Origin of the sequence: Saccharothrix sp. ST-888, assembly GCF_000955975.1 — a bacterium.
Lineage (GTDB): Bacteria > Actinomycetota > Actinomycetes > Streptomycetales > Streptomycetaceae > Kitasatospora.
The window spans coordinates 24,126-37,455 of the sequence record NZ_JYJF01000073.1; the positions used below are offsets into that span (position 1 = coordinate 24,126).

Annotated in this window: 16 protein-coding genes; all 16 read left to right on the forward strand. The window is 71.8% G+C overall.

The window, feature by feature from the left end; translation table 11 throughout:
• Positions 1–199: 199 nt before the first annotated feature.
• Positions 200–976, forward strand: a complete 777-nt coding sequence (locus UK12_RS21900; RefSeq protein WP_045304802.1) for a thioesterase II family protein — start codon at positions 200–202, stop codon at positions 974–976.
• On the forward strand, positions 973–2,028 hold the full coding sequence (locus UK12_RS21905; protein ID WP_052682057.1) for a helix-turn-helix transcriptional regulator: 1,056 nt from the start codon (positions 973–975) through the stop codon (positions 2,026–2,028). The genes UK12_RS21900 and UK12_RS21905 overlap by 4 nt, the downstream gene beginning before the upstream one ends.
• A 255-nt stretch (positions 2,029–2,283) precedes the next feature.
• Entirely contained in the window at positions 2,284–3,150 is an 867-nt protein-coding gene (locus UK12_RS21910; protein ID WP_045304786.1) for a diiron oxygenase, read from the forward strand.
• The gene (locus tag UK12_RS21915; RefSeq protein WP_045304787.1) at positions 3,150–3,995 is read left to right on the forward strand and encodes a hypothetical protein; all 846 of its coding nucleotides are present in this window, start codon (positions 3,150–3,152) and stop codon (positions 3,993–3,995) included. Before UK12_RS21910 ends, UK12_RS21915 begins: the two co-directional genes overlap by 1 nt.
• Before the next feature lies 1 nt (position 3,996).
• Positions 3,997–4,413: a holo-ACP synthase gene (locus UK12_RS21920; protein WP_197085070.1), complete on the forward strand. Its 417-nt coding sequence runs from the start codon at positions 3,997–3,999 to the stop codon at positions 4,411–4,413.
• Positions 4,414–4,432: 19 nt separating this feature from the next.
• A complete protein-coding gene (locus UK12_RS21925; RefSeq protein ID WP_045304788.1) occupies positions 4,433–4,681 on the forward strand; it encodes a phosphopantetheine-binding protein in 249 nt (82 codons plus the stop codon).
• Between the two features lie 10 nt (positions 4,682–4,691).
• Positions 4,692–5,519: an SAM-dependent methyltransferase gene (locus tag UK12_RS21930; RefSeq protein ID WP_045304789.1), complete on the forward strand. Its 828-nt coding sequence runs from the start codon at positions 4,692–4,694 to the stop codon at positions 5,517–5,519.
• Positions 5,520–5,531: 12 nt separating this feature from the next.
• Complete coding sequence (locus UK12_RS21935; RefSeq protein ID WP_045304790.1) at positions 5,532–6,488, forward strand: 3-oxoacyl-[acyl-carrier-protein] synthase III C-terminal domain-containing protein; 957 nt, start codon at positions 5,532–5,534, stop codon at positions 6,486–6,488.
• On the forward strand, positions 6,485–7,855 hold the full coding sequence (locus tag UK12_RS21940) for an ATP-binding protein (protein WP_045304791.1): 1,371 nt from the start codon (positions 6,485–6,487) through the stop codon (positions 7,853–7,855). Before UK12_RS21935 ends, UK12_RS21940 begins: the two co-directional genes overlap by 4 nt.
• The gene (locus tag UK12_RS21945; RefSeq protein ID WP_045304792.1) at positions 7,852–9,126 is read left to right on the forward strand and encodes a diaminopimelate decarboxylase; all 1,275 of its coding nucleotides are present in this window, start codon (positions 7,852–7,854) and stop codon (positions 9,124–9,126) included. Before UK12_RS21940 ends, UK12_RS21945 begins: the two co-directional genes overlap by 4 nt.
• Before the next feature lie 17 nt (positions 9,127–9,143).
• Positions 9,144–9,404 (forward strand): acyl carrier protein, encoded by a 261-nt coding sequence (locus UK12_RS21950; protein ID WP_045304793.1) that lies wholly within the window; start codon positions 9,144–9,146, stop codon positions 9,402–9,404.
• Positions 9,405–9,414: 10 nt separating this feature from the next.
• On the forward strand, positions 9,415–10,254 hold the full coding sequence (locus tag UK12_RS21955) for a hypothetical protein (protein WP_045304794.1): 840 nt from the start codon (positions 9,415–9,417) through the stop codon (positions 10,252–10,254).
• A complete protein-coding gene (locus UK12_RS21960; protein ID WP_045304795.1) occupies positions 10,251–10,844 on the forward strand; it encodes a hypothetical protein in 594 nt (197 codons plus the stop codon). The genes UK12_RS21955 and UK12_RS21960 overlap by 4 nt, the downstream gene beginning before the upstream one ends.
• Positions 10,837–11,997 carry an acyl-CoA dehydrogenase family protein gene (locus UK12_RS21965; protein ID WP_045304796.1) on the forward strand — a complete coding sequence of 387 codons (1,161 nt, stop codon included), beginning with the start codon at positions 10,837–10,839 and terminating at the stop codon, positions 11,995–11,997. The genes UK12_RS21960 and UK12_RS21965 overlap by 8 nt, the downstream gene beginning before the upstream one ends.
• Before the next feature lie 56 nt (positions 11,998–12,053).
• Positions 12,054–12,458: a holo-ACP synthase gene (locus UK12_RS21970; RefSeq protein WP_045304797.1), complete on the forward strand. Its 405-nt coding sequence runs from the start codon at positions 12,054–12,056 to the stop codon at positions 12,456–12,458.
• Between the two features lie 24 nt (positions 12,459–12,482).
• Positions 12,483–13,330 (forward strand): methionine adenosyltransferase (gene metK / locus UK12_RS21975; protein ID WP_231591327.1); only part of this gene is annotated, 848 nt, incomplete at its 3' end.

Consider the following 13,330-nt stretch of genomic DNA (forward strand, 5'->3'; position numbering starts at 1 on the left):
GCTCGGGTCGCCGGGTTCCCCCATGGTAGGGACGTCAGTTGCCGCGGACAATCCCGCACCAATCCCGCACCAATCCCGCACGGAGCCCGCGCGGCGCCGCTCTCAGCCGCGCTCGGTACCCGGCTCTCTGTTCCCGTGCATTGTCGGCAGGCGTGCCGACCTCGTTGCTGTGCTGTGACCGGATGGGGTGGAGGACTCGATGGAAAAGCGAACGACCAGGAGCTCCGAGGACTGGATCCAGAACCTCCGACCGGCCCCCGGGGCCGCCGTCCGGCTGGTCTGCTGTCCGCACGCCGGTGCCTCGGCGACCGCCTTCGGGCCGCTTTCCAGAGCCCTGCCGTCCGGTATCGAGGCCCTGTCCGTGCAGTACCCCGGACGGCAGGCCGGATCCGCCGGTTTCACGGACATCGGCGAGCTCGCGGAGCGGACAGCCGAGGAGTTGGCCCCGTGGGCGGACCGTCCGCTCGCGGTGTTCGGCCACAGCATGGGATCGGTGGTGGCCTTCGAGCTGACCCGCAGGCTGGAGGCGGCGGGCACGCCTGTGGTGCGGCTGTTCGTCTCCGGCCGGCGGTCGCCCTCCGACGGTCTGGGTGCCGACGTGCCGCGCAACGACGAGGAGATCGTCGCGGAACTCCGGGCCCTGGGCGGGGTCCCGGTCCGGCTGCTCGAACGGCCGAAGTACCGGGAGGCGGTGCTCAGCGTGATCCGCAACGACTACCGGGCCAACTCCGGCTATCTGGCACCTCCAGAGGTCAGGGTGGACTGCCCGGTCACCTTCCTGCTGGCGGCCGACGACCCCTACGTCGACCGGGCCGCGGCCGCCGACTGGCAGCGCCACACCGGCCGGGACTTCAAGATCCTGCCGTTCCCCGGCGGGCACTTCTTCCTCAACGACCAACTGGCGCCGATCGTCGAGGCCATCGGTGCGGACCTCCCGGAGCAGTCGGCCGGCCGGACGGCCGGAGGCCACCGGTGAGCGACCTCCTGGACACACCCGTGGGCTCCCGGATCCAGCCGCTCGGCCCCGGGGCGGACGACGAACTGGCCGTCCGCGTCTACGAGTACACGCTGGCGAACGAGCCGGTCACGGTGTCCCGGGCGGCGAGTGCGCTCAAGGTGCCCGCCGCCGAGGCCGAACAGGCCATGGCCACCCTGCGCGACCTGCGGCTGGTCAGGTACTCCGAGTCGGCGGCCGGGTTCCGGGCGGTGAGCCCGGACGCCGCGCAGATCGAGCTGGTCATGCCCCTGGAACAGGCCATCTACGACAAGCACCGCGAACTGGCCGGTATCCACGAGCAGTTACGCTCCTTCGCGGACACCTTCAGCACCCTACACCGCTCCCGGCCGCGCGACGAGGAGGTCGTCCGGCACCAGGACCCGAGGCAGGTGCAGCTCCGGATGGCCGATGCCGTGCGCAACTGCACCTCGGAGGTCCTGGTGATGCGCCCGATCGGCCACGGACCGCAGGACGTCGCGCCGTTCGAACTCCCGCTGCCGCTGCGCGGCGTGCCGATGCGGCTGCTGTACCCGCACACCGCCCGGACCAGTGCGACCGTCCGGGCCTGCCTGCGCCGCAAGGGGCAGACCGGCGCGTGGATCCGCACCTCCAACCTGGTCTTCGAGAACCTGGTGCTGGTCGGCGACGACGTGGCGTTCCTGCCCGACCACACCTCCGGCCAGGACGCCCCCACCGTCACCGTCGTCTACGAGCCCTCGATGATCTCCCTGCTCCGGCGGCTCTACGAGTACGCCTGGCAGGCGGGCACGGACTTCGAGGCCGATGCCGTCTCCTACGGCGAGACGCTGGACGACGTCAAGGCGACCATCCTCGACCTGCTGGCCTCCGGGCTGAAGGACGAGGTCGTCGCCCGCCGCATCGGCATGTCCTCGCGGACCTTCCGGCGGCACATCGCCGGCATCATGGACGAGTTGGGTGCCGACAGCAGGTTCCAGGCGGGGGTGGCCGCGGCCCGCGCCGGGCTGGTCGGCTCCGAGGAGCCCGACCGCCGGCTGCCCCGGGCCGGCTGAGCGGGCACAGGACGGCGATCCACGCGACGGCCTGCCGGGCTCGGCCCGGCAGGCCGTCGCGCTGCGCGCCCGCACCATCGCGGGAGCGCACCCGCGCGGTGGCGGTGGTGGCCGGGTGCGGCCAAGCCGCTTTCGGTCGTTGCGGTCCTCGGCCGCCGGTCCCTAGGGTCTTTTCCAGGGCCGCGAGGACATGACGGCGAACCCCGGGAAAGGCCGTCCCGCCAGGCGAATACGAGTGGGAGATGACTTTCGAGCATGGTCAGTAATCTGATCGATCAGGACGACCGCTTCCTCGGAATCCTGGAGCGCCTGACCACCAAGTCGATCGACGACTACTACAACCCCTACAAGCTCTTCGAATGGCCGGACAGCCTGCCCGAGGCCATGTGGTGGATGAGCCCCGAGCTGACCACCACGTACGGCACCGAAGCGGCTCAGCGGCTCACCCAGGAGCAGCTCCACGCGCTGTCGCGGTACGAGAGCATCAACTTCTACAGCCTCAATGTGCACGGTATCCGCGAACTCCTCATCGAGGTGACCAAGCGGATCCACACCGCCGGATTCGAGACTCCGTCGGAGTTCTTCCACCACTTCATCGGTGAGGAGAACGAGCACATGTGGTTCTTCGCCGAGTTCTGCCTGCGGTACGGCAAGAAGATCTACCGGCAGCCGGCCGGTGCGAATGCCGATATCCCGCGCTCCAATGTGGAGAGCCTGCTGGTCTTCGCCCGGATCCTGATATTCGAGGAGCTGGTGGACCACTTCAACTCCCGGATGGCGCTGGACGACCGGCTGCACGGGACGATCCGTGCCATCAACCGGATCCACCACCAGGACGAGTCCCGGCACATCGCCTTCGGCCGGGAGCTGGTCACGGCGCTGTTCGAGGACGTCCGGCGCACCTGCTCGGCGGCGGAGCTCCAGGAGATCGCCGCCTACCTCCGGCGCTACCTGGCCTACAGCTTCGAGTCGCTGTACAACCCGCAGGTCTACCGCGACGCCGGCATCGAGAACCCGCTCGAACTGCGCAGGGAGCTCCTGGAGTCCCCGGCGCGGGCGGAGTTCGAGCAGAGCGTCTTCCGCAAGACCGCCAAGTTCCTGGGAAAGGTGGGGATGATCTGATGGTCGGCGTCGACGCGCCCGTCGATCTGTCCGAGGCCCTGGTCATCCTCGACCCGGACCGCACGGACCTGCTCAGGGAACTCGACCGGACGTTCACCGCGTGGGGCAACGCGGCCGGCGCCCGGGAGATCCTGCCGCCTCCGCTGTACCCGGTCTCGGACCTGGAGAAGTTCGACGTCTACAACAACTTCCCGCACCTCGCCCTGGTCGCCGCCCCGCTCGACCTGGCGGGAGGTGCCGTCAAGCCCGCCGACGGCCGCTTCACGCCCGCCGACCTGCAAGCCCCGCGGCTCGGACTGCCGCACGCCACCTGCTACGGCGCCTACCTGTTCCACCAGGACCGGCGGGTGGCCGACACGGCCCTGGTCACCCTGGTCAACCGGTGCTTCCGCAACGAGGAGCACTACGGCGGGCTGCGGCGGCTGCTCAGCTTCCAGATGCGCGAGATCGTGGCCCTGGGCTCCTACGAGCACAGCCGGCAGGTGCTGACCGCCTTCACCGAGCGCATCACCGCCTTCGGCCGGGCACTCGGTCTCGCGCTCGACCGGGTGGCGGCCTCCGACCCCTTCTTCGAGAACGACGGCGGCCGCGCCCTGCTCGCCAAACTCAGCCCGGTGAAGTTCGAGTTCCAGGTCGAGGGGCTCGCCATCTCCTCGGTCAACACCCACCGCAACTTCTTCGGCGAGCGCTGCAACATCCGGCGGCTGGACGGCGACGAGTACGCGTACACCAGCTGCGTGGCGTTCGGTCTTGAACGCTGGCTCTCGGTGCTGCTCGACCTGCACGGCGGGGACGCGCAGCAGGCCCTCGAATCCGTCAAGTCCGCGGCGGGACAGGTCTCCTGACGTGCTGGACGGACGGGTCGGCATCGACCTCGTCCCGTTCGGCCGGGTCCGGCAGCTGACGGCCGGTGGAGACGGCGCGGCGCTGCGGCGGATGCTCTCCGAGGCGGAGATCGCGCTCTGCCGCCCGGAGAGCGGCTGGGACATCGCCGGTGTCGCGGGACGGCTGGCCGCCAAGGAGGCGGTGTTCAAGACCCTGCGCGTGCCGGGGCAGGTGCTGCCCTGGCTCGGCATCGAGATCCTCAAGGACGGCGGCGGCTGGCCGGTCGTCCGACTCACCGGCCGGGCCGCGCAGTTGGCCCGGGACGCCGGGATCGAGCAGGTCGACGTGAGTATCACGCACGACGAACCCTTTGCCGTGGCGGTCGCCTTCGGCGTCGGCACGCCGGTGCGGCACGCCGCGCGGCCGCCACGGGCCTGACAACAGTTGAGGAGTGGACATGGCTTCGGCAGGTATCGACGAAGTACGGGCCTGGATTCTCGGCCGCCACCCGGAGCGGGACGCCATCGCGCCCGAGGAGAACCTCATCGAGAGCCGGCTGGTGGACTCGCTCTCGTTCGTGGAGCTGGTGTACGCGATCGAGGGCGCGAGCGGCGTCGAGATCGACTTCGACACCATCGACATCCAGGACTTCCAGACCCTCTCGGCGATCGAGAAGGCGTTCTTCGCCACGGTCCGAATCGCCTAGGAGGCGCCCGATGGAAGCTGTTTCCTACACCGCGCAGTGGACGGCGGCGGCGCGCGCCGTGGAGTCCGAGCTCCCCGAGGGGGCGCTGTTCACCGACCCGTTCGCCCGGGAGCTGGCGGCCCCGCGCGGCTTCGAGCTGCTGGACAAGTACGGCGGCGGCGGCCTGCTGCCCTTCATCGCCATCCGCACCAAATACCTGGACGACAGCATCCAGGCCGTCCTGCGGGACACCGGGATCCGGCAGATCGTCCTGATCGCCGCGGGCATGGACACCCGCGCGTTCCGGCTGGAGTGGCCGTCGGGAGCGATGGTGTACGAGGTCGACCACAGCGCGCTGGTCGTGGAGAAGGGAAGGCGGCTCGCCGCACTGGACGCCGAGCCCGCGGTGGAGCGCCGGGAGGTCCGGGCGGACCTGGCCGAGGAGTGGCTGCCGAGCCTGCACCGGGCGGGCTTCGACCCGGAGCGGCCCACGCTGTGGGTGGCCGAGGGGCTGATGTTCTTCCTCACCGAGGACCAGGCCGCCCGGCTGCTCGGCACCCTCGGCTCGGTCTCGGCTCCCGGCAGCTGGCTGGCCGTCGACTTCGTCAGCAAGGCGCTGCTGCGCAGCCCGTTCTCCCGGACGTTCCTGCGCGGGCTCCAGGAGGACGGCACACCCTGGCTGTTCGGCACCGACGAGCCCGAGAAGTTCCTGGCCGCCGGCGGCTGGCAGGTGCGCGACCTCAAGGAGCCCGGCGATCCGGGCGCCGGGCAGGGCCGCTGGCCCTACGAGGTGCAGCCGCGCGACCGCCGGGGCGCCGCCCGCAGCTGGCTGGTCCGTGCCGAGTTCGTCGGCCGCTGAGAAGGAGACCGTATGAACGGCGCGACGACCCTGGAGCGCATCGAGTCGTTCCTGCCCGAGCGCAGCGTGCGGATCGACGACGTGGCCGAGAGCCTCGGGCTGCGGCGGGCCGAGGTGGGCGTGTTCCGGAAGATCTACGGCCTCGACCGGCTGCGGTTCGACCCGGGCACCGGCCTGTTCGACCTCGTGCTCCCGGCGGCGCGGCAGGCACTGAAGGCACTGCCGGAGGGACGCCGGATCGCGTACGTCATCTACGCCCACACCATGCAGACGCTCACCCCGCCGCACATCGACGCCGCCCAGGTGATCCGCGAGGACCTGGGGCTGCCCGACGCCGAGGCGTTCGCGCTCACCCAGCAGGCCTGCGTGAGCAGCCTGGGCGCCATCGACCTGGCCGGCGAGCTGCTGCGGGCCGAGGCGCCCGAGGGCGCGTACGCCCTGATGGTGACCGGCGAGCGGGCCTACTCGCCCAAGGTGCAGCTGATCCCCAACAGCGCCATCATGGCCGACGCCGCGGCCGCCTGCCTGGTCACCCTGGACGGTCCCGGCGACCGGGTGCGCTCCCATGTCACGCGCACCCTGGGCGAGTTCGCCGCCGGGCTGGACATGACCAAGGAGCAGACCCAGGGCTTCGGCCGGGTCTACGGCACGGTGCTCGGCGAGGTCATCCACCGGGCCGTCCGGGAGGCGGGGCTGCGGTTCGACGAGATCGACCTGGTGATCCCGCACAACGTGAACCTGGTCTCGTGGCGGCAGACGATCAAGGACATGGGTGCCGACCCGGCCCGGTTCTTCCTCGACAACGTCGCGCACTACAGCCACACCTACGCCTCGGACGTCTTCGTCAACTACACCACGCTGCGGGAGCGCGAGCGCCTGGTCGACGGCCGGCACTACGTCCTGGTCTCCGTCGGCCTGGGCGCCACCTTCGGCGCGATGGTGATCACCCACCGGAGGCGATCGGCATGACGAGCGGCACCGCCTACACGGCGGATCTCAAGGAAGCGCTCACCGGGGACCGCGCCACCCGGCTGGTCTGGCTGTGCAACTTCGAGGTCGAGAACCAGTGGGCGCGCGACTACCCCGGGCTGCCGGCGGCGCGCGTGTCGACCACGGCGGCGACCGTCCAGCGGATGGAGGAACTCGGCGCCCTGCTGGCCGAACCCGCCGACTACCTGCTGCTGGACCGGCCGCTCGACGAGGGCTACCGCCGCTACGTCGAACGGCTCGGCCTGGGCGTACCCACCGAGCTGGTCACCCGGGCCCCGGCCGGCGCCGGCGGCACCAGCCAGGCGGTCCTGGACTCGCCCGAACTGCTCGACAGGCTAAGGCAGTTGGCGCTGGACGGCGCACGGCTGATGCCGATGGGCAACTCGCTGCTGGAACAGCGGATCTGCGAGCTGACCGGCCTGCCGGCCGCGGTCCCGCAGCCGGCCGTCTACGAGCGGGTCAACAGCAAGATCTACAGCCGCCGGCTGGCGGCGGAACTGGGGCTGCGCGAGGTACCCGGCTTCTGCTGCACCACCGTGGCCGAACTGCGCGGCGCCGTCGGGCAGGGACTGGCCGACGGCGGCCCGCTGATCGTCAAGGACGCCTACGGCGTGTCCGGCAAGGGCCTGCTGGTGCTGGACAGCGCCGCCAAGGGCGAGCGGCTGCTGCGCATGGTGGACCGCCGGGCGCAGAAGAACGGCGACGACGCGATCCACGTCGTCGTGGAGCGGTTCCTGCCCAAGCGGTTCGACCTCAACTACCAGTTCACCATCGACCGCGACGGCAAGACCAGGCTCGACTTCGTCAAGGAGGCGATCACGGCCGGCGGCGTCCACCTCGGACACGTCATGCCGCCCGACCTGTCGCCGGCTCACCTGGACGAGCTGGCCCGCGCGGTGGACCTGCTGGGCGCGCGCCTCCACCAGGACGGGTTCTTCGGCGTGGTGGGCGTGGACGCGCTGCTCGGCGCCGACGACCTGCTCTACCCGGTCCTGGAGATCAACGCCCGGCTGAACATGTCCAGTTACCAGGGCCGGGTCACCGAGCGGTTCCTGCGGCCCGGCGGGACGGCGCTGGCCAAGCACTACCCGCTGCGGCTCACCGAGCCGCTCCCGTTCGAGCGGATCGCCGACGCCCTCGGCGACCTGGCCCGGGAGCCGGCCGAGGGCACCGGCCTCGTCGTCACCTGCTTCGGCACGGTCAACGCGCAGAGCGGCGCCGGCGGCCCGTTCGAGGGGCGGCTCTACACCGTCCTGTTCGCCGGCGACCGCGAGCAACTCGGCGTCCTCGACGACCGGGTGGCCCGCAGCCTCGATCGCCTCAACACCCCGGAGAGGACACCATGAGCAGCGCGGAACTCCATGTCCAGGGACTGCCGGTCTCCCGCATCGCCGAGGAGTTCGGCACCCCCCTGTTCCTCTACGACGCCGAGGTGCTGCACTCGGTCCACCGGTCCCTGCGCGAGCAACTGCACCCCGCCGTGGACGTCTTCTTCTCCCTGAAGGCCAACCCCAACGTCAGCATCTGCGCCTTCCTCGGGTCCCTCGGCGCGGGCGCGGAGATCTCCTCCATGGTCGAGCTGATGACCGTGCAGCGCGCCGGGATCGCCCCCCGGGACGTCATCTTCCTCGGGCCGGGCAAGACCCGGGCCGAGCTGGCGGCGTGCGTCGAGGCCGACCTGCACGCGATCGTCTGCGAATCGCTGGACGAGGTCGCCGCGCTGGAGGAGATCGCGGCCGCCGCCGGCCGGGACGAGGTCCCGGTCCTGCTGCGGGTCAACCCCGACTTCCACACCAAGGGCTCGGGCCTGGCCATGGGCGGCAAGCCGCGGCAGTTCGGCATCGACGCGGACGTGCTGCGCCGCTCCCGTCCGTTCCTGGACGGGCTGCGCCGGGTGCGGGTCCAGGGCTTCCACGCCTACATGGGCACCCGCTTCCTCAACGCGGACGACCTGGTGCACAACACCCGGCAGATCCTCGCGCTCGCAGAGGAGCTGTCGCAGACCCTCGGCATCCCGCTGCGGACCGTGGACTTCGGCGGCGGGTTCGGGGTCGCCTACTTCGACAACGAGAAGGACCTCGACCTGGCGGCCGCGGTGGCGGGGATCAACGAGGTGGTCGAGCCGTTCGCCGCCGCACACCCGGACTGCCGCCTGATCAACGAACTCGGCCGCTACCTGACCGCGCTGTGCGGCACGTACGTGACGCGCGCGCTGTACGTCAAGGAGTCGATGGGCGAGCGCTTCGTCGTCGCCGACGGCGGCACCAACCACCACATGGCGGCGGTCGGCGTCGGCAGCTTCGTCAAGCGGAACTTCCCGATCAGGTCGCTGACCGACTACCACGCCGAACCCAGCGGCAGCTACACCGTCACCGGGCCGCTGTGCACACCCAACGACGTCATCGGCAAGAAGGTCGCGCTGCCCGAGGTCCGGGCCGGCGACCTGCTCGGGGTCGAGCGCTCCGGCGCGTACGGCCCCTCCGCCTCGCCGGGCCTGTTCCTCAGCCACGGCTTCCCGGCCGAGGTCCTCGTCCACCGCGGGACCGCCCACCTCGTGCGCGAGCGGGACCGCAAGGAGGCGCTGCTCGACAAGCAGCGCCTCGTCGACTTCAACTGACTCAGGAGCGAACTGCCATGGAACGCGCCAGCGTGCTCTCGGCGATCGAGCAGGCCCTCACCGAGGTACTGGAGCGGCCCGTCACCGGGCTCACCGACGACATCAGGCTCTTCGAGGACCTCCACCTGGACTCCACCTCGATCCTGGAACTCCTGATGGCGCTGGAGGACGCCGTCGGCATCTCGGTGGATCCGGAGGACCTCGACATGGAGGACTTCAGGTCGGTCGGGTCCCTCACCGGCTACGTGCTGTCCCAGCAGGCCACCAGCGAGGTGTGAGGCGACCGCCATGCCCACTCTGCGCGCCGCCTGCGCCGTGGTGTCCCCACCGCGCAAGCCCTGTGACGACGACCCCGCCACCCTCTCCTACTACCGCGACCTGGTCGAGCCGTTCGGCGCGCAGGTGTCGCCGGACCTGCTGCGCGCCGCGCCCAACGTCGGCCACCGCGACCTGGTGGACCGGCTGGTGACCGGCGACGGCGTGGCCGGCGGCCCGCCGGACCTGGTGATCGTGGCCCAGGCCCTGCCGGACGTCACGCCGTTCACCGCGATCGCCCCCTACCTGAACCACCTGCTCGGCGGCGAAGGCACCAACTTCGGCATCCACCAGCAGGGCCTGGCCGCGCCGTTCACCGCGCTGCGGGTGATCTCCGCCTTCGAACGGGCCGGCCGGAGCAGCAGGGCGGTCCTAGCCGTCCTGGACCAGACCACCCTGCCCACCCGCTTCCCGCCGGTCCACGACAACGACCTGGTCGACTCGGGCGCCGTGCTGGTCCTCGAACGGGACGGCGGCCTGCGGGTGACCGAGGTCGAGACCGTCCCGGCCGGCCGGCCGGCGTCCGCCCGGATCACCGAGCTGGCGGCCGGGGACCCGGACGGCACGCTGGTGGTGACCGGGCCGTGGTTCGGCACCGCCGAGCTCCCCGGCGTCCCGCACCACCGGCGGGCGGAGCGCGGCACCTACTGCACGGGCGTCTGGCTGGAGCTGGCCGAGCACTGGCGCTCCTGGCAGCAGGAGTACCGCACGGTGGTGCTCTGCGAGCGGGACCCGCGCTCCGGCGACAGCCACCTCGCGGTCCTGCGGGCCGGCGACCGGCCCGCCGGGGCACGGGCGGGTGAGGACCGATGACCGTCCTGGACGGCACCCTCCTCGATCCGGCGGCCTTCGCCGCCGCGCTGGACGCCTGCCACGAACAGGCGGCCCCCGGCGGCCTGGTGGCCTCCGGCAGCCGGTGGGCCCTCGCCTCCGCGGCGCGGGCGGGCGACGGCGTGCCGGTACCGGGCGGACCGCCGGAGCTGGTCGCCCTGCGGTGCGCCGCCCCGGCCGGCGAACGGGAGCTGGCGGTGTTCGCCGAGCAGTTGCTCCGGCTGCACCGGCAGGCCCTGCGGACCGTCCTGGACGCCGCCGTGGCCCGCCTCGACCGGCGCCTCTCCGAGGGCACCACGCTGCTCAACCGGCAGCTGGTACGGGGCGCGGTCGCCGACACCGCGCTGGCGCTGGCGGAGTCGGCCGACCTGCTCGGCCTCCCGGCCGGCACACCGTGGCGGCGCTGGCGGATCCACCGGGACCTGACGGCCGCGGGCCGGACCGCGCTCAAGCTGCACGGCGCGGCCGGCTTCGAGGCGGCCGGCCCCGGCCGGCTGCTCTACCTGACCGAACTGCTCGGCAACACCTATCTGCATCCGCAGCCGCACGGATCGGAGGCGCAGGATGACTGAGGGCCTGTCCCCACGGATCGAGGCGCTGCGCGCCCATGTCCGGGAGGCCGCCGTCGAACTGCGCACGATCGGCCCGGAGATCGACCGGGACCCGACCGCCATCGACCGCTGGCTGCACCTGCCCGCCGTGGACATCATGCGCGGCTGCACCGTGCCGACGGAGTACCTGGACCGCCCGCTGCGCATCGGAGGGGACACCTACGACATCCGCTCCTGCCTGGAACACGTCGTCACCATCGAGGAGTTGAGCTACGGCGACGCGGGCTTCATGCTGGCCTGTCCCGGCCCGCTGATGTCCGGTGCGACGATCGACGCACTGGCTGACGACAAGCAGCGCCACGCCTACTACCAGCGGATGGCCGGGCCCGAACCCACCTGGACCTTCTTCGGCCTGACCGAGCCCGCCAAGGGCTCGGCGGCCACCGAACTGGAGACGGCACTCGTCCCGGACGGCGACGGCTTCCGGCTGACCGGCGGCAAACGCTACGTGGGCAACGCCGCGTTCGCCCAGCTCGGCGTGGTCTTCTGCCGCCGGGCGCCCGGACCGCTCGGCATCGAGGCGGTGCTGCTCGACACGGACACCCCCGGCTTCCACGCCGAACTGGTCGAGACCGTGGGCCTGCGCGGAGCCAGGATCTCCGCCATCAGGTTCGAGGACGTCCGGGTCGAGCGCACCCAGATCCTCGGCTACCAGACCCTCAAACCCAGCCGGCGGGGGCTGGTCGGCGCCATCCGGACCCTCCAGCGGTTCCGTCCGGTGCTGGCCGGGACCGCCCTCGGGCTGTCGCGTGCGGTGCTGGACCACGTCCACCGGCAGCGCCCCGGCCTGGCCGGGACCGCCCGGCTGCGGCTGGCGGAGGCGCAGGACCGGCTCGCCGCCGCCCGCGCCCGCAACTACCGGGTCGCGCAGGCGATCGACGCGGGCCAGGTGCGCCTGGACCACGTCGCCGGGGTGAAGACCCGTGCCGCCGAACTGGCCGAGTACTGCACCCTGGTCGCCGCCGACCTGCTCGGCCCCGCCGCGCTGCTGGAGGACCCGCTGCTCAACAGGCTGTACCGGGACGCGCGGGCCTTCGAGTTCATGGAGGGCACCGGCCACATCCAGCGGCTGGCCGTCTTCCAGGGCGTGCTGAAGGGCACCTTCCTCGACTGACCGGCCGGACGACCGGGGGACCGACCGCCGGACGACCGGGTGACAAGGAGCACGGGATGTGGATCGGCATCGACGTACTGCACGAGGACGAACTCGACGCCCTGCTCGACCGGCCGTGGTTCCGCCGCTACACCTACGCCCCGGAGGAGCTCGCCACCGCGGAGTCCTTCGGGGCCGACCGGGCCCGCGAGTTCCTCGCCGGGCGCTTCGCCGGCAAGGAGGCCGCGCTGAAGGTGATCGGCACCGGAGTCGGTGCCGGCGTGACACCGCGGCAGGTCGCCATCCTCCGGACCGATGGCGGGGCTCCGCTGGTGCGCCTGTCCGGTGCGGCCGCCCGGCACGCCGGTGCGCGCGGGATCGCCGGTATCAGCGTGTCCATCACCCACAAGCGGGGCCTGGTCTTCGCCGCCGCCATCGGGGTGCCCGCAGCCTGCTGCACCGACCCCGAACCACCGCTCTGACAGAGGAGTTCCGTGTCCCGTCGCCTGTTCACCTCGGAATCCGTGACCGAGGGCCATCCCGACAAGATCGCCGACCGGATCAGCGACGCGATCCTCGACGCGCATCTGCGCCAGGACCCGGCAGCCCGGGTCGCGGTCGAGACGCTGATCACCACCGGCCAGGTGCACGTGGCCGGCGAGGTCGCCACCACGGCGTCCGTGCCGATCGCCCAACTCGTCCGGGACACCGTCCTGGAGATCGGGTACGACAGCTCGAAGAAGGGCTTCGACGGCGCCTCCTGCGGGGTGTCCGTCTCGATCGGCGCGCAGTCCCCGGACATCGCGCAGGGCGTCGACGCCGCCTACGAACACCGCGCCGAGGGCTCGGACGACGCCCTCGGCCGACAGGGCGCCGGCGACCAGGGCCTGATGTTCGGTTACGCCACCGACGAGACACCCGAGCTGATGCCGCTGCCGATCGATCTCGCGCACCGGCTCTCGCTCCGGCTGGCGGAGGTCCGCAGGTCCGGGGTCATGCCCTACCTGCGGCCGGACGGCAAGACCCAGGTGACCATCGAGTACCTCGGCAGCCGGGCGGTGCGGCTGGACACCGTCGTGGTGTCCGCGCAGCACGCGGCGGACGTCGACCTCGAAGGGCTGCTGACCCCGGACGTCCGCCGGCTCGTCGTCGAGCACGTCCTGGACCGGCTCGCGGAGGACGGCGTCAAGCTGGAGACCGAGGGCTTCCGGCTGCTGGTCAACCCGACCGGCCGGTTCGAGATCGGCGGCCCGACGGGCGACGCCGGCCTGACCGGCCGCAAGATCATCGTGGACACCTACGGCGGCATGGCCCGGCACGGCGGCGGCGCCTTCTCCGGCAAGGACCCGTCCAA

Excerpts from the sequence above, each read along its gene's own strand:
- UK12_RS21970 (WP_045304797.1), top strand. The coding sequence starts at position 12,054 with ATGTGGATCGGCATCGACGTACTGCACGAGGACGAACTCGACGCCCTG.
- UK12_RS21955 (WP_045304794.1), top strand. The coding sequence starts at position 9,415 with ATGCCCACTCTGCGCGCCGCCTGCGCCGTGGTGTCCCCACCGCGCAAG.
- UK12_RS21925 (WP_045304788.1), top strand. The coding sequence starts at position 4,433 with ATGGCTTCGGCAGGTATCGACGAAGTACGGGCCTGGATTCTCGGCCGC.
- UK12_RS21960 (WP_045304795.1), top strand. The coding sequence starts at position 10,251 with ATGACCGTCCTGGACGGCACCCTCCTCGATCCGGCGGCCTTCGCCGCC.
- UK12_RS21940 (WP_045304791.1), top strand. The coding sequence starts at position 6,485 with ATGACGAGCGGCACCGCCTACACGGCGGATCTCAAGGAAGCGCTCACC.
- UK12_RS21915 (WP_045304787.1), top strand. The coding sequence starts at position 3,150 with ATGGTCGGCGTCGACGCGCCCGTCGATCTGTCCGAGGCCCTGGTCATC.
- UK12_RS21935 (WP_045304790.1), top strand. The coding sequence starts at position 5,532 with ATGAACGGCGCGACGACCCTGGAGCGCATCGAGTCGTTCCTGCCCGAG.
- UK12_RS21910 (WP_045304786.1), top strand. The coding sequence starts at position 2,284 with ATGGTCAGTAATCTGATCGATCAGGACGACCGCTTCCTCGGAATCCTG.
- UK12_RS21930 (WP_045304789.1), top strand. The coding sequence starts at position 4,692 with ATGGAAGCTGTTTCCTACACCGCGCAGTGGACGGCGGCGGCGCGCGCC.
- UK12_RS21900 (WP_045304802.1), top strand. The coding sequence starts at position 200 with ATGGAAAAGCGAACGACCAGGAGCTCCGAGGACTGGATCCAGAACCTC.
- UK12_RS21945 (WP_045304792.1), top strand. The coding sequence starts at position 7,852 with ATGAGCAGCGCGGAACTCCATGTCCAGGGACTGCCGGTCTCCCGCATC.
- UK12_RS21965 (WP_045304796.1), top strand. The coding sequence starts at position 10,837 with ATGACTGAGGGCCTGTCCCCACGGATCGAGGCGCTGCGCGCCCATGTC.
- UK12_RS21950 (WP_045304793.1), top strand. The coding sequence starts at position 9,144 with ATGGAACGCGCCAGCGTGCTCTCGGCGATCGAGCAGGCCCTCACCGAG.